At 26.9% G+C, this 14,935-nt stretch carries 17 protein-coding genes; 9 read left to right on the top strand and 8 right to left on the bottom strand.

Annotated features, from left to right (window positions below; translation table 11 throughout):
* Position 1: 1 nt before the first annotated feature.
* Complete coding sequence (locus tag ACTTAR_RS03110; RefSeq protein ID WP_440697662.1) at positions 2-1,123, bottom strand: LptF/LptG family permease; 1,122 nt, start codon at positions 1,121-1,123, stop codon at positions 2-4.
* Between the two features lie 60 nt (positions 1,124-1,183).
* On the opposite strand from ACTTAR_RS03110, the gene ACTTAR_RS03105 reads away from it, so the two are divergent.
* On the top strand, positions 1,184-2,638 hold the full coding sequence (locus ACTTAR_RS03105) for a leucyl aminopeptidase (RefSeq protein WP_440697661.1): 1,455 nt from the start codon (positions 1,184-1,186) through the stop codon (positions 2,636-2,638).
* Positions 2,631-3,041: a nucleoside-diphosphate kinase gene (gene ndk, locus ACTTAR_RS03100; RefSeq protein ID WP_440680618.1), complete on the top strand. Its 411-nt coding sequence runs from the start codon at positions 2,631-2,633 to the stop codon at positions 3,039-3,041. Before ACTTAR_RS03105 ends, ndk begins: the two co-directional genes overlap by 8 nt.
* On the opposite strand, the gene purN is transcribed toward ndk, so the two are convergent.
* Together purN and purM are read right to left on the bottom strand one after the other, a co-directional pair.
* Complete coding sequence (gene purN, locus ACTTAR_RS03095; RefSeq protein ID WP_440680617.1) at positions 3,031-3,612, bottom strand: phosphoribosylglycinamide formyltransferase; 582 nt, start codon at positions 3,610-3,612, stop codon at positions 3,031-3,033. The genes ndk and purN overlap by 11 nt on opposite strands.
* Complete coding sequence (gene purM / locus ACTTAR_RS03090; RefSeq protein ID WP_440680616.1) at positions 3,590-4,618, bottom strand: phosphoribosylformylglycinamidine cyclo-ligase; 1,029 nt, start codon at positions 4,616-4,618, stop codon at positions 3,590-3,592. Before purM ends, purN begins: the two co-directional genes overlap by 23 nt.
* Before the next feature lie 11 nt (positions 4,619-4,629).
* Here purM and ACTTAR_RS03085 point away from each other — a divergent pair, with 11 nt between their 5' ends.
* From ACTTAR_RS03085 to aspS, 3 genes are read left to right on the top strand one after another with little or no spacing between them, the layout of a single operon-like run.
* The gene (locus ACTTAR_RS03085) at positions 4,630-5,709 is read left to right on the top strand and encodes a hypothetical protein (protein WP_440697660.1); all 1,080 of its coding nucleotides are present in this window, start codon (positions 4,630-4,632) and stop codon (positions 5,707-5,709) included.
* Positions 5,706-6,368 (top strand): DNA replication protein, encoded by a 663-nt coding sequence (locus ACTTAR_RS03080; RefSeq protein WP_440680614.1) that lies wholly within the window; start codon positions 5,706-5,708, stop codon positions 6,366-6,368. The genes ACTTAR_RS03085 and ACTTAR_RS03080 overlap by 4 nt, the downstream gene beginning before the upstream one ends.
* Positions 6,369-8,153, top strand: coding sequence for an aspartate--tRNA ligase (aspS, locus tag ACTTAR_RS03075; RefSeq protein ID WP_440697659.1), 1,785 nt, complete (start codon positions 6,369-6,371; stop codon positions 8,151-8,153).
* 3 nt (positions 8,154-8,156) lie between these two features.
* On the opposite strand, the gene ACTTAR_RS03070 is transcribed toward aspS, so the two are convergent.
* Positions 8,157-8,981, bottom strand: coding sequence for a TSCPD domain-containing protein (locus ACTTAR_RS03070; RefSeq protein ID WP_440680612.1), 825 nt, complete (start codon positions 8,979-8,981; stop codon positions 8,157-8,159).
* A gap of 113 nt (positions 8,982-9,094) precedes the next feature.
* On the opposite strand from ACTTAR_RS03070, the gene ACTTAR_RS03065 reads away from it, so the two are divergent.
* The gene (locus ACTTAR_RS03065; RefSeq protein WP_440680611.1) at positions 9,095-9,454 is read left to right on the top strand and encodes an NADH-ubiquinone oxidoreductase subunit NDUFA12 family protein; all 360 of its coding nucleotides are present in this window, start codon (positions 9,095-9,097) and stop codon (positions 9,452-9,454) included.
* Complete coding sequence (locus tag ACTTAR_RS03060) at positions 9,417-9,824, top strand: DUF2155 domain-containing protein (protein ID WP_440680610.1); 408 nt, start codon at positions 9,417-9,419, stop codon at positions 9,822-9,824. Before ACTTAR_RS03065 ends, ACTTAR_RS03060 begins: the two co-directional genes overlap by 38 nt.
* Here ACTTAR_RS03060 and accC read toward each other — a convergent pair.
* From accC to aroQ, 3 genes are read right to left on the bottom strand one after another with little or no spacing between them, the layout of a single operon-like run.
* The gene (accC, locus tag ACTTAR_RS03055) at positions 9,821-11,158 is read right to left on the bottom strand and encodes an acetyl-CoA carboxylase biotin carboxylase subunit (RefSeq protein WP_440697658.1); all 1,338 of its coding nucleotides are present in this window, start codon (positions 11,156-11,158) and stop codon (positions 9,821-9,823) included. The genes ACTTAR_RS03060 and accC overlap by 4 nt on opposite strands.
* Before the next feature lie 3 nt (positions 11,159-11,161).
* On the bottom strand, positions 11,162-11,599 hold the full coding sequence (locus tag ACTTAR_RS03050; RefSeq protein WP_440697657.1) for an acetyl-CoA carboxylase biotin carboxyl carrier protein: 438 nt from the start codon (positions 11,597-11,599) through the stop codon (positions 11,162-11,164).
* Positions 11,586-12,035: a type II 3-dehydroquinate dehydratase gene (aroQ, locus tag ACTTAR_RS03045; RefSeq protein ID WP_440697656.1), complete on the bottom strand. Its 450-nt coding sequence runs from the start codon at positions 12,033-12,035 to the stop codon at positions 11,586-11,588. Before aroQ ends, ACTTAR_RS03050 begins: the two co-directional genes overlap by 14 nt.
* A gap of 16 nt (positions 12,036-12,051) precedes the next feature.
* Between aroQ and thiS the strand changes: the two genes are divergently transcribed.
* Positions 12,052-12,270: a sulfur carrier protein ThiS gene (gene thiS, locus ACTTAR_RS03040; protein WP_440697655.1), complete on the top strand. Its 219-nt coding sequence runs from the start codon at positions 12,052-12,054 to the stop codon at positions 12,268-12,270.
* Positions 12,271-13,044 (top strand): thiazole synthase, encoded by a 774-nt coding sequence (locus ACTTAR_RS03035; protein ID WP_440697654.1) that lies wholly within the window; start codon positions 12,271-12,273, stop codon positions 13,042-13,044.
* Here ACTTAR_RS03035 and ACTTAR_RS03030 read toward each other — a convergent pair.
* On the bottom strand, positions 13,041-14,849 hold the full coding sequence (locus ACTTAR_RS03030) for an Rne/Rng family ribonuclease (RefSeq protein ID WP_440697653.1): 1,809 nt from the start codon (positions 14,847-14,849) through the stop codon (positions 13,041-13,043). The two genes, ACTTAR_RS03035 and ACTTAR_RS03030, sit on opposite strands and share 4 nt — an antisense overlap.
* Between the last annotated feature and the right edge of the window lie 86 nt (positions 14,850-14,935).

The raw sequence follows: 14,935 nt of genomic DNA, 5'->3' as shown, positions 1-14,935 counted from the left end.
ATTAAATTCTTATTTTATTAAACTTAAATTTATAAATTAAAATAAAGTAAAGAATTAAAATGGAAATGATCGGTAGCAGCATAAAAAATATATTTTTCAAAAAAAGATTTCCAACAAATCCTAGGGCACTTTCAGAAACTACTATCGTAAATGTACCTAATAAAAAAATCGAATATCTAAATTTTAAATAGTTAATATTTTCTTTAGTTATAATTAAGTTTATAGATGCAATTAATATTAACAAAGGTAGATAGAACGGTATAACAAGTCTTTTGAATAATTCTTTATAAACATTTTTCGGTTTATTTTGATTGCAATTAAGAAGATTAATTTTTTGATTTAAATATATACTTTTTATGCAATTTATCAGTTCCAAGGTCGATTGTTCTTGAAGTTTTCTATGTTTTATAAAATGTGACTCCATTTCACCTAATCTAAAATCAGATTTAGCAAAACTAAAATTTGTGACCTTGTTATTATTATTATTTACACTTTCTCCATCATATAAAACTAGTACTTTACTTTCTCCTCTATCTTCAAATATTCCTTTTTTAGCAAATGTAACTTGAAATTTATTTTTATTTGTTCTTTTTTTTATATAAATATTTATAAACTCATCATTATCATTCTTATCTTCTGCAAATATTGTAAGTCCTTTAATATTATCATTAAATTTTTTTGGTTTTATAAGTCCTTCAAAATAATCAACATCTGAAGTTCTCAATAATCCTCTAGCAATTTCTTGTGATTTTGGTGTTATGTACGTGAGTAATAAAATTTGCAAAACTAATATCAGAATTGAAAAAAGAAAAAAAAAATTGATTAGAGAAATTTTTTCTATTCCATGATTCCAATAAATAATTAACTCATTTCTTAATTCATATTTTATAAAAACATATGAAAAGCCAAAGAAAATACAAAAAGGTAACACTTTGCTAATAATTTTTGGAAAATTTAAAAGAGTATAAAGAAGATATATTTTGTGATTTCTCCCGTCTTCAATCATTATATCTAAAAAATTTACAGCCTGAAATACCCAGATTATTGAACTAATCCCCAGCAAAGCAATTAAAGAAAAAACTAAACAATCAGATAAAAGTTTCCTAAATATTATTTTTTTCATTGAAATAAGCTATATTTATTCATATATAGCATCCATCTTTAGCATATTGAATTTAAATTTATGAGTGTTCAGATCAATTATAATAAAACCTTATCACCCAATAGTTCAGTAAATAAAGTCTTATTTGTAGACGATAAATATAAAACTTTAGGCCTAAAAAAACATTTGTCTAATAAAGAATATAATTGTGTTTTGGATTTGTTAAAATCAAAAGATATTAAAAAAAAAATCTTAAGTTTTGAAGTAAGTTCCAAAGTTAAAATAGTTTTAGTATCTATTAAGAAAGAAATATCGAGTTCAGAATTGGAGAATTTAGGAGCAAAATTTTATGATAATTTTAAAAAATCTCAAATAAAAAACTTTAATATTAATTCGGATACGTCACCAAAAAATATAAATAATATAGTTGGTTATTTTTTGCATGGCTTGAAGTTAAAATCTTATAGATTTGAAAAATATAAATCTAATAAAAGCAAAGAACATTTAATTGTTACAGTTAGTGGTAAAAATAAACCATCTTTAAAAGAACAGATAAAATTCAAAGCTATTGAGGAAGGTACTTTTTATACTAGAGATCTAGTTTCTGAACCAGGCAATGTTTTACATCCAGATGAATATGCAAGAAGAATAAACTCTTTAAAAAAAGATGGTCTAAAAATAAATATATACGATGAAAAAAAATTAAAAAAATTAGGAATGAATGCTCTTCTTGGAGTTGGACAAGGAAGTATTAGAGGATCTTATTTAGCTGTAATGGAGTGGAATGGTTTGAAAAATAACTCTAAACCTTTAGCTTTTGTAGGTAAAGGAGTGTGTTTTGATACTGGAGGTATTTCATTAAAACCTGCTAAATTCATGGAAGATATGACATATGATATGGCCGGTTCTGCCGTAGTTGTAGGATTGATGAAAAGTTTAGCCAAAAGAAAAGCAAAAATAAATGCTGTTGGAATAGTAGGCCTGGTTGAAAATATGCCAGGAGGTAATGCTCAAAGACCAGGGGATATTGTTAAATCTTACAGTGGAAAAACTATAGAAATTTTAAATACTGACGCTGAAGGAAGATTGGTTTTAGCAGATGCATTAACCTACACAGAAGAAAAATATAAACCACAGTTTATAGTTGATTTAGCTACACTAACTGGAGCAATAATAGTTTCATTGGGATCTGAATATGCAGGACTTTTTTCTAATGATGATAAACTATCAAAACATTTAATTGATACCGGGGAAAAAGTTGAAGAGAAAGTTTGGCGTATGCCATTAAATAAAAATTTTGATAAATTAATCGACTCAAAAAATGCAGATATGCAAAATATTAATTATGTCGGAGGAGCAGGATCAACCACTGCAGCACAGTTTTTGCAAAGATTTATTTTAAAGAAAACACCTTGGGCACATTTAGATATTGCAGGGATGGCTTTTTCAAAATATGGAGGTGCTTTAAATTCAGGAGGTGCTACGGGTTATGGAGTTAGATTATTAAACAAACTAATAGAGGATAACTATGAGTAATACAGAACAGACATTATCAATCATTAAACCAGATGCAGTTGAAAGAAATCTTGAAAACGAAATAAAGGAAATGTTTAAAAACAAAGGTTTTTCCATTGTTAAAGAAAAAAAAATCCAAATAGAAAAATCAGAGGCTGAAAATTTTTATAAAGTTCATGAAACAAAGCCATTTTATAATGATTTGTGCGAATATCTTTCATCTGGTCCAATAGTTGTTATGGTGCTTGAAAAAGACAATGCTGTATTGGCTAACAGAGAATTAATGGGAGCCACAAACCCAGAAGACGCTAGCGATGGAACTATTAGAAAAAAATATGGAATCTCTATAGATAAGAACTCTGTTCATGGTTCAGATAGCGTTGAAAATGCAAAAATTGAAATAGATTTCTTTTTTAAAGATTAAATATTTTTAAAATAGACTTCGGATACAGTTTATGTTCTTCCTTAAGAACTTTTTTAGCAAGTGAAGTTGCGGTATCATTTTTACTAACTCTTACTTTAGCTTGCAAAATAATTTTTCCAGAATCTAATTTAGAATTTACATGGTGAACAGTACATCCAGAATATTTTTCTTTTTTATCTATTGCTCTTTGGTGAGTATTCAAACCTTTGAATTTTGGAAGTAATGATGGGTGAATATTTAGTATTTTCCCCTCAAATTTTTTAATAAAATTACTCGATAAAATTTTCATAAAGCCAGCAAGGCAAATTAATTCTATTTGATTTTTTTTTAAGAGATAAAGAATTTTTTTTTCAGCTAGTGAAAAATTTGAAAAACTAACAACTTTTTTTTTAATTTTATAAAGTTTGGAAAAATTAAGTCCCTTAGCTTTAGATGTATTAGAAATAATAAAATTAATAGATATAGGTGATTTTTTTGTTTTAGAAAATTTTATTAATGATTTTAAGTTACTTCCATTGCCAGAAATAAATACTGCAGTTTTTACTTTTTTAGACCCAATTAATTGAACCATTTAATTTAACTTTATTTTTTCCTTTTACGATTTTTCCTATCACGTAGGGCTTATATTCATTTGAAAAAAATTTTTTAACTTTTTCAAGATTATTAGGTTTTACAATTAAACAAAATCCAACTCCACAATTAAAAGTTTTTAACATTTCTTTTTCTGACACTCCATTTTCTTTAAGCCATTTAAATATTTTTAAAGTTTTAATGTTTTTCAAGTTAATTTCAGCTGTAAGATTTTTAGGAATTACTCTTTTAATGTTGTCTGACAATCCACCACCTGTAATATTCGCACAACTATTTATTAAATTTTTATTAATTAAACTAATTATTTCTTTAACATATATTTTTGTAGGTTTTAATAATTCTGATTTTAAAAATTTATTTTTTTTAATATTAATTTTTTTTTGTTGTAGCAAGTATCTAACAAGAGAGTAGCCATTTGAGTGTAAGCCACTTGAGGGCACAGCCAAAATAAGATCATTATTTTTTATTTTTTCTTTATATAAAATCTTATTTCCATCAACTATACCAACTGCAAATCCAGCTATATCAAATTTACCTTTTTCATATGTTCCTGGCATTTCAGCTGTTTCACCACCTACAAGATTACATCCAGATTGGTCGCAACCATTAACTATACCTTTAATAATTGACTTCAATTTAGGTAAGTCAATTTTATTTATTGAAATATAATCTAAAAAAAATAATGGCTTTGCTCCTTGGACAATTAAATCATTCACACTCATTGCAACCAAATCAATTCCTATGGTATCAAATTTATTTAAAATATTTGCTATTTCTATTTTTGTTCCAACTCCGTCGGTACAAGCTACAATTTTAGGATCTTTAAAATTTTTTGGGATTTCACTAATAGAGCCAAAACCTCCAATATTTGAAAACTTTTTTTTGCCTTTTTTATTTGATGAAACTTTAGCTATGAAATCTACAAAATTGTCAGCTTTATCAATACTAACCCCACTTTTTTTATAGGTAAAATTTTTTTTATTCATTAAAATAATTTATGAAATTTATTTCTCAGTTTGTTAAATCATTTCACTTATATAAGTATTTTTTAGTTCTTGCTTTACTAAATGTTTTTTTTTCCACAGACAAAATTGAAGCTAAAACATTTTTAATTAATGATATTGAGATATCAACACCGTTTGAGATTAATTTTGATAAGAATCAAATAATAGAAGAAGGATTTATTCAAGCATTTAATCAATTAATGTTAAAAATTTCAAAAAGTAATGATTACACTAAATTAAATAAAACTTCTTTAAATAAAATTAAGAGCATGGTTGAAACTTTTTCAATTGATGATGAAAAATTTATAAATGAAATATATTATTTAAAATTAAATGTATCTTTTAATAAAAAAAGTATTTTTAATCATTTAGAAAATCTAAATATATTTCCTTCTATACCACAAAAAAAAGAACTTATTTTTATTCCTATTATAATCGACCAAACAACAAATGAAATTAAAATTTTTTCAGATAATATTTTTTATAATAATTGGAACCTAAACAAAAAAAATTATAATTTGCTGAGTTATATTTTACCTTCAGAAGATCTAGAGGATTATAATTTAATTAGAAATAATATTGGTCAAATAGAAAATTTTAATTTTTATGAAATTATCAATAAATACAATCTTAATGATTATATAATCAGTATTTTTTTTATAGAGAATAAGCAAGTTAAAATTTTGAACAAAATTTATTTAGATAATGAAAAAAAAATTAAAAATTTAATGTTAAAAAATATTAATTTAAATAATCAAGATGAAATCAATAAAGCAATTGCAAAATTAAAAGCAATTTACGAAGATCATTGGAAACAGCAAAATGAAATAAATACTTCTATGAAATTAGAATTAACTATATCTATTGATAATAGCAACAATATTAAAATAAAAAAACTCGAAGAAAATTTGTTAGAGACAGATTTAATTTATAATTTTTATATTTATAAATTTGATAACAAAAATAATTATTACAATATTATATTTAATGGTACGCCTGATAAATTTTTAAAAACAATGAAAAATTTTGATTATGAAATAGAAACAAAAAATAAAATTTGGGTTGTTAAATGAGTACGCTTAATCAACAAATATTAAACTTTGATTTTGATCAAAATTTTAAAGATCAAGATTTCTATGTTTCTAAAAGTAATGAACATTCCTTCATTCTTTTGAACAAATGGCCCAAATGGGAAAAAAACTTTATTAATTTAGTGGGTGAAAATTTTTCAGGTAAAACTCATTTATCAAATATTTTTCTTGAAAAATTTAATGGGATAAAAATTAGTTTTAAAAATATTGATAATAATTTTTTAAAAAAAATAAAAATATTTGAAAATATAGTTTTGGAAGATTTAAATGAAGATATAGATGAAAAGTTACTTTACACTTTGATCAATATTATTGACCAAGATAACAAATATTTATTAATCACTTCAACAAAACCCATTGTTGACTATGATTTCAAACTTACAGATTTAAATTCTAGATCTAAAAATTTTCTTATATCTCAAATTGAAAAACCTGGAGATGATCTTCTTTACGCACTTATTTTAAAAAATTTATCTGATCGTCAAATACTAATAGAAAAAAAACTAATTGATTATATCATTAATAGAATTGACAGATCCTATGGTAAAATATCTGATTTCATATATAAGATCGACGAAATTAGTTTAAAAAGAAAAAAATCTATAGACTTTAAAATTATAAAAGAGGCTTTAGGGGATTAGTTGACAAAATACAGAACACATAAATGCAACCAGTTAAGAATTGCAGATGTAGATAAAGAGGTGCTGCTCTCTGGCTGGATTAATAAAAAAAGAGATCATGGTAATTTATTATTTGTTGATCTAAGAGATAATTATGGAATTACACAATGTATTATAGATAAAGATAATCAATTTTTTTCAGACTTGGAAAAAATTCAACTAGAAACTGTTATCAAAATTGAGGGAAAAGTAGTCAATAGATCTAATGAAACAATAAATAAAGAGATAGAAACTGGTGAAATAGAAGTAGCTATAAAAAAATATGAAATTTTGGGAACTTGCAAAGAATTACCTATGCCGGTTTTTAGTGACCAAGAATATTCTGAAGAAATAAGGCTAAAATATAGATTTTTAGATTTAAGAAGAAAAAAAATTCATGAAAATATAATTTTAAGATCAAAAGTTATTTCTCACATTAGAAGTGAAATGACAAAGCTAGGTTTTCTTGAATTTCAAACACCTATATTAACATCTTCAAGTCCAGAAGGGGCAAGGGACTTTTTAGTGCCAAGCCGTCTGAACCCAGGAAAATTTTATGCTCTGCCTCAAGCTCCTCAACAATTTAAACAATTAATAATGGTCTCAGGATTTGATAAATATTTTCAAATAGCTCCATGCTTTAGAGACGAAGATGCAAGGGCCGATAGAAGCCCTGGTGAATTTTATCAATTAGATTTAGAAATGTCTTTTGTAGAACAACAAGATATATTTGATGTTGTTGAAACGCTTTTAGTGAATACTTTCAAAAAATTTTCTATGAAAAAACTTATGTTCGATAAGTTTCCTAAAATTTCCTACAAAGAAGCAATGCTTAAATATGGAAGCGATAAACCTGATTTAAGAAACCCACTCATTATAAACGATATTACAGATATATTTATTAGAGAAGATGTATCGTTTGAAATTTTTAAAAAATTAGTAAAATCTGGTTCAAATGTTAGATGTATTGTAACCAAAAATACAAAAGATAAACCTAGAAGTTTTTTTGATAATATTGATAAATGGGCAAAGGGAGAAGGTGCTTCTGGTCTAGCTTATTTCACTTTAGAAAAAGACAAGGAAATTTCAGCAAAGGGTCCTATTGGAAAATTTTTTTCTAATGATGCTTTGGTAGAAATTATGAAAAAAACTAATTGTGAAGTAGGGGATAGTATATTTATGGCCTGTGGAAAGCAGAATGAGTTAGAGAAAATTACTGCTCTTGCACGAGACAAAATTGCAAAAGATTTAGAATTAATTGACCCTAATGTTTTTGCATTTTGCTGGGTTGTAGATTACCCAATGTTCGAAAGAGATGAAGTGACAAATGATATAAAATTTAGTCATAATCCTTTTTCAATGCCGCAAGGAGATCTCACTGAGGAAAATTTTAAAAATCCATTAGATATTTTAGCGTATCAATATGATATTGTATGTAATGGAATTGAGCTTTCTTCTGGGGCTATTAGAAATCACAAGCCAGAATTAATGTATAAACTATTCTCTATAGCTGGTTATGATAAAAAACAAGTGGATGAAGACTTCAGTGGAATGATTAATGCATTAAGTTATGGAGCACCTCCGCATGGGGGAATTGCTCCAGGAATAGACAGAATAGTAATGTTATTGGCAAATGAAAAAAATATTAGGGAGGTGACTATGTTTCCTATGAATCAAAATGCACAAGATTTAATGATGAATGCACCTTCTGAAGTAAATCCAAATCAATTAAAAGAACTTAATATTTCTATAAAAAATAAGAATTAATTTTTATTTTTTTCCTTTAAGACTAATTTTAACATCTGAAAGATCTACCAGATTTTTTTTATAGTTGTTTCTCACAAAACCTTTGCTGGTAATATCTTTAACAATTTTCAATAATTGGTTTTGATCATCAGTATTTTGATCTTCAGTTATATTTTCATTACCACCAATTGCTGGAGTATGAGCAAGGTCTTCTCTATTTTGATATGAAATTGCTAGCTCTCTAAAAATATAATCCAAAATAGACGTCGCGCTTAAAATTCTGTCATTTCCATAAACTTTTCCAGACGGTTCAAATTTTGTGCCTACAAATGCACTTATAAATTCATCAAGAGGAACTCCGTACTGTAGTCCAAGAGAAACTGCAATTGCAAAGTTATTCATCAATGCTTTTACAAGCTCTCCCTCTTTGCTTGTATCTATAAATATCTCTCCTATTTTACCATCTTCATATTCTCCGGTATGTAAGTAAACTTTATGGTCACCAATAGTTGCTTTTTGAATATAGCCCTTTCTTCTATCGGGCATGCTGAATCTTTTTCCTGATTTTTCAATAGACTTGTTAAGATTCGTTACAACACTATCTTTGGATATTGAATTTGAGTTATTTGTTTCTGAAACAATTTCAACTTTTTTCGTTTCTACAATTTTACTGTTATTATTAGGATCTAAGCTTTTTGTTTTTCTATTGTCTAGCTTTACATCAAGAACTTCAAATTTACCGTCATCTCTTTTTTCTAAATTTTTTAACTCTGTTTCATTTATATCATCTAAATAATGATTTACTTTAAAAGTGCAGGTATAATATGTTTCAACTAGATACTTCGCCATTTGTCCTCTTTATAATTTTAATTTGAATATTGAATCAATTGATTTATATACTTATTCATATTTTAGTCTAATTTAAATTTTACAATTTTTAATTGAATAAATAAAAAAAAATAATGTTGACACTTTTTAAAAAAATTTTCATTTGGTGGAATCAAGATACATTTGGAACAAGATTAAAAACAATTTTTTTTGGAAAACTAGTTGGCACAGATGAGTTCGGCAATAAGTACTATGAAAGTAAAAATGGAAAAAGATGGATTGTGTATTTTGATAATGTTGATGCGTCTAAAATTCCTGTAGAATGGTATTCATGGATACATTTTACTCCTAATAAAATTGAAAAAACTCATAATTTAGAAAAATATGATTGGCAAAAACCTCACCAGTCAAACCTAACTGGCACTGATAAGGCTTATTATCCAAACAAGAATAAAAATGCAGTTGAGAAAAAATATTCTAGCTGGAAAGAGTAATTTTAAATTTATTATATTAGTTTGCTTTTTCTATTTTAGTTTTACCATCAATTCATATTCTAAAAGTAATTTAGAGGGTTCATTTGTTAATATAAAAGTTTTAGATAAAATTAGTTCAAAAAATACCTTGCTTACTTTAAAAAATGGAGAGTTAAAACAATTTAATGATTTATCAATTAAAAGTTTAAAATGTAAAAATTCTGAGTTTGATGATAATCCAGAAATAACAGCATATTTACAAGTTAAAGATTTAAATGAAAAAAATAAAAATGAAGTCTTTGTTTTTAATGGATGGATTTTTTCCTCTAGTCCTTCAATAACTCCATTTGATCATCCAGTTTATGATATTTGGTTGGTTAGTTGTTTTTAAACAATACTATCTTTATCTAGCCAGCTTACGTTAAAATCTGAATTAATAAATTTTTTGTGATTTAATAATTTTTTATGCAGTGGGATCGTAGTTGTAATTCCCTCAATTACAAATTCATCTAATGATCTATTCATTCTTTGAATTGCCTCTGTTCTATTTCTTCCATGGCAAATTAATTTGCAAACCATACTGTCATAGTAAGGAGTTACTTTGTAACCTTGAAATATAGCTCCATCTACTCTTGTTCTAAAACCTGAAGGCTGATGACACATAGTAATTACACCAGGAGATGGTTGAAAATTTTTACTTGCATCTTCAGCGTTTATTCTACATTCTATAGCGTGTCCTCTGGGGTTAATATCAGTTTGGTTTAGTGCTGTTTCACCAGAAAATGCAATCCAAATTTGCTCTTTAATAATATCAATACCTGTAACCATTTCAGTTACCGGGTGTTCTACTTGAACTCTTGTGTTCATTTCTAGAAAATAAAATTTACCATCTTCATAAATGAATTCGACAGTACCAGCACCCATATATCCAATTTTTTCGACCATATTTACTGTTTTTTTAAAAAGATCTTTTCTTATTTCTTCATTTAAAACTGGGCTAGGTGTTTCCTCAATTAATTTTTGATGTCTTCTTTGCACTGAACAATCTCTTTCATGAAGGTGTACTGCTCTGTTTTTTCCAGCCAATATTTGAACTTCTATATGTCTTGGATTTTGAAAAAACTTCTCAATATAGACTTCATCATTTCCAAAATATTTTTGAGCTTCTGATTTTGCAGTAGAAAATAAAGTTTCAAAGTCTTCCTCTTTATGAACTATTTTCATGCCTTTTCCACCTCCACCACCTGATGCTTTTATTAAGACAGGAAAACCAATTTTTTTACATAAATTTTTAGCTTCAGATATATCTTTAACACCACCCTCAGATCCCTCAATTACTGGCAAACCATTTTCTTTTGCTATTCTTTTGGCTTGAATTTTATCTCCCATCATTTCGATGTGCTTAGAAGATGCTCCAATAAAGTTAATTTTATTTTCCTCCAGAATTTTTGCAAAGTTTGCATTCTCAGATAAAAATCCATATCCTGGGTGTACAGCATCAGCATTAGTAAGTTCAATTGCAGACATTAAAGCAGGTATATTTAAATAACTATTTGCTGGTTGGTGAGAGCCAATACATACACTTTCGTCAGCCATTCTTACATGCATGCTTTCCCTATCTACATCTGAATGAACAGCTACAGTAGGAATTCCCCATTCCTTACATGCTCGTATAATTCTAACTGCAATTTCCCCACGGTTTGCAATTAAAATTTTTTTAAACATTATTTATTCTAAAATAATAATAGTTTGGCCAAATTCTACTGGCTGACCATCTTCTACACAAATTTCTTTAACAATCCCATCTTCTGTTGAAGGAACATGATTCATAGTTTTCATGGCTTCAACAATCATAATTGTGTCACCTTTTTTAATTTTTTTTCCAACCTCAACAAACTTTTTAGCTCCAGGTTCAGGCGCATGATAAGCTGTACCAATAATAGGTGAGGTAATTTCTTTACTTGTCTTCAAACTTGATACGTTAGGAACAGCATCATTATTTGACGTTACACTTGACGGTGAAATTATTTGTGGTTGAGAATTTATAGAAACATTATTTTTTGAGACTTTTATCTTTGTGTCTTTTTCAGTTATTTCTATTTCTGTTAGATTGAATTCATCTAAATAATCACTTAGTTCTTGGATTATTTTTTTATCTATTTTCATTTTGCAAAGTCTTTTGTAATGAAATTATGGCCAAAATATATCCTTCTACACCCAATCCAAAAATTCCACCTGTTACAACACCACTTATAAGTGATTTATGTCTAAATTCCTCTCTTTTATATATGTTAGAAATATGTAACTCAATTATTGGTTTTTTAAAAATATCAAGCGCATCTCTGATCGCAACCGACGTATGAGTAAAACCTGCAGCATTTATAATAATACCGTCATATTTATTTCTCGCATCTTGGATTATGTTTACAAGCTCACCTTCAACATTTGATTGAGCAAAATCCACCTCAATTCCGATTTCATTCCCTTTTTTTAGGCAATTGTCTTTTAATTGCTCAAAAGTTGTTGCCCCATATTGTGATTGTTCTCTTTCACCTAATAGATTAAGATTTGGACCATTAATAATAATTATTTTATTATCCATTCAGCTTTTATATACGATGAAAAAAATAAAAAAAATAAAAATTAAATTAAATGGTAAAAGTAAATCACTGCCAGATTCAACTTATTTACCTGATCTGTTAAAAAAACTAAATATCCCAATAAATAAAGTAGCTATTGAGCTAAATGAAGAAATAATAGATAAAAAAAAAATAAATAAAATTAGATTAAATGAAAATGATAAAATCGAGATAGTTCATTTTATTGGAGGAGGTTAATTGAAAAAAGATAATTTTGTAATTGCAAAGAAAAAATTTAATTCAAGACTTATTGTTGGAACTGGAAAGTACAAAAGCATGTCTGAATGTGCAAAGGCAATCAAATTATCAGGAGCTGATATTGTAACTGTTGCAGTTAGAAGAGTAAATATTACAGATAGAAATAAACCATTATTAATGGATTATATTGATCCAAAAAAAATTACATACCTTCCAAACACAGCAGGTTGTTTCACTGCAAAAGACGCATTAAGAACTTTGAGACTTGCAAGAGAAATTGGCGGATGGAAATTAGTAAAATTAGAAGTTTTAGGAGATAAAAAAAATCTTTTTCCAGATATGATTGAAACTTTAAAATCTACTGAGGTGCTTGCAAAAGAAGGTTTTAAAGTGATGGTTTATTGTAATGATGATCCGTTAATGGCTAAAAGATTAGAAAATGCAGGAGCTGATGCAATTATGCCTTTAGCTGCTCCTATAGGCTCAGGATTAGGAATTTTAAACAAAATAAACATACAAATTATCCGTAAGCAAACTAAACTTCCTTTAATTATTGACGCTGGATTAGGACAAGCATCAGATGCCACTATTGCTATGGAACTAGGATGTGATGGAGTATTAGTAAATACTGCCATAGCTAATGCAAAAAAACCTTTTGAAATGGCAATAGCATTCAAACATGCAGTGATTGCAGGAAGACAATCTTTTAAATCAGGAAGGATAAATAAAACATTGATGGGAAATCCATCCTCACCTACCAAAGGTATAATTTAGTTTTTTTTATAAAATTTCTTTTTTTTGAATTTTTTTTTGTATTTTTTATTATTTTCTTTTTTTTCATTAACTTGAGTCTCTAATTTCTGAACCTCTAAATTCTTCAGTTTTTCAAAATTTTCAATTAATTCTAATGTTTTTTTTGATTTATTTTGTACATTAATTACATATTCAGGAATTATCAAAGAGTTGTCACTTATAATATCAATTGTCATTTTATTTTTTTTTTCAAAATAGGTGAGGTCATCAACAAAATTTTCTTTTAAAAAATCAGAAATTTTTTCACAAACTCTCAGTTCTACAAACTTTGCTTTATTAATAACTGCTTTTAATTCTACAGTTTTAAGTAATTTTTGTGCGAAAGATTCATCAGTTAATGTTACTTTCCATTTTATTGCACTTTCTCTTAATCTTTGTCTGGACATTTCTAGTAGGCCAAAATTACTTATTCTTCCGATTTGAATTCTAGCTCTGTCAGTTCTACATTTTTCTTTTAGTTTTCTCTCAACCAATCTTCTATTTCCATAGCTAAGCATATCTATAAAATCGATTATAATTAAGCCAGATAAGTCTCTTATCTTTATTTGTCTTGCGATTTCTTCAGCTGCTTCAATATTTGTATCCAAAGCTGTGCTCTCAACATTTTTGCCCTTAATCGAACTGCCTGAGTTAATATCTATAGATACTAATGCCTCTGTTGGATTAATAACTAAATATCCACCAGATTTAAGTTTTATTTCAGATTCAAATATTTGATTTAATTTTTGCTCAATATTTTCTTGAATAAATAATGGAACTTTACCTCTATATTTTTTTACTTTTTTAACATTTGATGGCATCATTGTTTTCATGAATGATTGTGCTTTTTTGTAACCATCATTTCCTTCTACGACAATATTTTGAGTATTTTCATCAAACATATCTCTTAAAGTTCTTTTAATAATTTCACTTTCTTGATGAATTAACGAAGGAGCAATAGAATTAATTGCATTTTCTTTTATTTGATTCCAAGTTTTTATTAAGGATGATAAATCATTATTAATCTCGTTCTTTGTTTTATTGCTACCAGCCGTTCTAACTATTAAACCCATCTCCCTAGGAATTTCAATTTCATTTAAAATAGTTCTAATTTTTTTTCTATCAGTAGGGTTAAAAATTTTTCTAGAAATTCCTCCTCCTTTCGGGGTATTAGGCATTAGAACGATATATTTACCTGCAATAGAAATAAATGTACTAAGAGCCGCACCTTTTTGACCTCGTTCATCTTTAATTACTTGAACTAAAATTACTTGGTTTGGTTTTATTACCTCTTGAATTTTATATCTTTTAAATCTGAATTTATTTTCTTTCTTTTTTTCAGTTTGTTTTTCATTTTCTAAATTGTTTGTGGCTTCATTATTTTCTGTATTTTCAATTTCTTCATTATTTTCTTTTTCAATTGGGTCATCAATTTCTAATTTTCCTTCTGCAATATTTTCTTCCTCTTTAGCTTCAACCTGTTTGGATAATTCTTCTCTAGCTTTTTCTTCCTCTTCTTTGATTTTTTCTAAATCAGCTTTAGGTATTTGATAGTAATCTGATTGTATATCATTAAATGATAAAAAACCGTGTCTTTCTCTACCAAAGTCAACAAACGCTGCTTGTAAAGATGGCTCTATCCTACTTACTTTTCCTAAATAGATATTGTTTTTAATTAAATTATTTTTTAAACCTTCGTACTCGTAATCTTCAATATTGTCACCGGATTTAAGTACAACTCTAGTTTCGTTAGGATGCGAAGCATCAATATATAAATTTTTTTCCATAATATTTTGATTTTTAATTTCATTAATTTTTAAATTTTAAATAAATTTTGTTAATTCTAATGCCTTATCTTTAACAAATTCCTGCA

It is taken from the genome of Candidatus Pelagibacter sp. HIMB1709 (genome assembly GCF_052047635.1).
Lineage (GTDB): Bacteria > Pseudomonadota > Alphaproteobacteria > Pelagibacterales > Pelagibacteraceae > Pelagibacter.
Note: the sequence above shows the minus strand (reverse complement) of the source record. Positions and strands in the feature narration are given on the sequence as shown.

Excerpts from the sequence above, each read along its gene's own strand:
- ACTTAR_RS03110 (WP_440697662.1), bottom strand. The coding sequence starts at position 1,123 with ATGAAAAAAATAATATTTAGGAAACTTTTATCTGATTGTTTAGTTTTT.
- ACTTAR_RS03105 (WP_440697661.1), top strand. The coding sequence starts at position 1,184 with ATGAGTGTTCAGATCAATTATAATAAAACCTTATCACCCAATAGTTCA.
- ndk (WP_440680618.1), top strand. The coding sequence starts at position 2,631 with ATGAGTAATACAGAACAGACATTATCAATCATTAAACCAGATGCAGTT.
- purN (WP_440680617.1), bottom strand. The coding sequence starts at position 3,612 with ATGGTTCAATTAATTGGGTCTAAAAAAGTAAAAACTGCAGTATTTATT.
- purM (WP_440680616.1), bottom strand. The coding sequence starts at position 4,618 with ATGAATAAAAAAAATTTTACCTATAAAAAAAGTGGGGTTAGTATTGAT.
- ACTTAR_RS03085 (WP_440697660.1), top strand. The coding sequence starts at position 4,630 with ATGAAATTTATTTCTCAGTTTGTTAAATCATTTCACTTATATAAGTAT.
- ACTTAR_RS03080 (WP_440680614.1), top strand. The coding sequence starts at position 5,706 with ATGAGTACGCTTAATCAACAAATATTAAACTTTGATTTTGATCAAAAT.
- ACTTAR_RS03070 (WP_440680612.1), bottom strand. The coding sequence starts at position 8,981 with ATGGCGAAGTATCTAGTTGAAACATATTATACCTGCACTTTTAAAGTA.
- ACTTAR_RS03065 (WP_440680611.1), top strand. The coding sequence starts at position 9,095 with ATGTTGACACTTTTTAAAAAAATTTTCATTTGGTGGAATCAAGATACA.
- ACTTAR_RS03060 (WP_440680610.1), top strand. The coding sequence starts at position 9,417 with ATGCAGTTGAGAAAAAATATTCTAGCTGGAAAGAGTAATTTTAAATTT.
- accC (WP_440697658.1), bottom strand. The coding sequence starts at position 11,158 with ATGTTTAAAAAAATTTTAATTGCAAACCGTGGGGAAATTGCAGTTAGA.
- ACTTAR_RS03050 (WP_440697657.1), bottom strand. The coding sequence starts at position 11,599 with ATGAAAATAGATAAAAAAATAATCCAAGAACTAAGTGATTATTTAGAT.
- aroQ (WP_440697656.1), bottom strand. The coding sequence starts at position 12,035 with ATGGATAATAAAATAATTATTATTAATGGTCCAAATCTTAATCTATTA.
- thiS (WP_440697655.1), top strand. The coding sequence starts at position 12,052 with ATGAAAAAAATAAAAAAAATAAAAATTAAATTAAATGGTAAAAGTAAA.
- ACTTAR_RS03030 (WP_440697653.1), bottom strand. The coding sequence starts at position 14,849 with ATGGAAAAAAATTTATATATTGATGCTTCGCATCCTAACGAAACTAGA.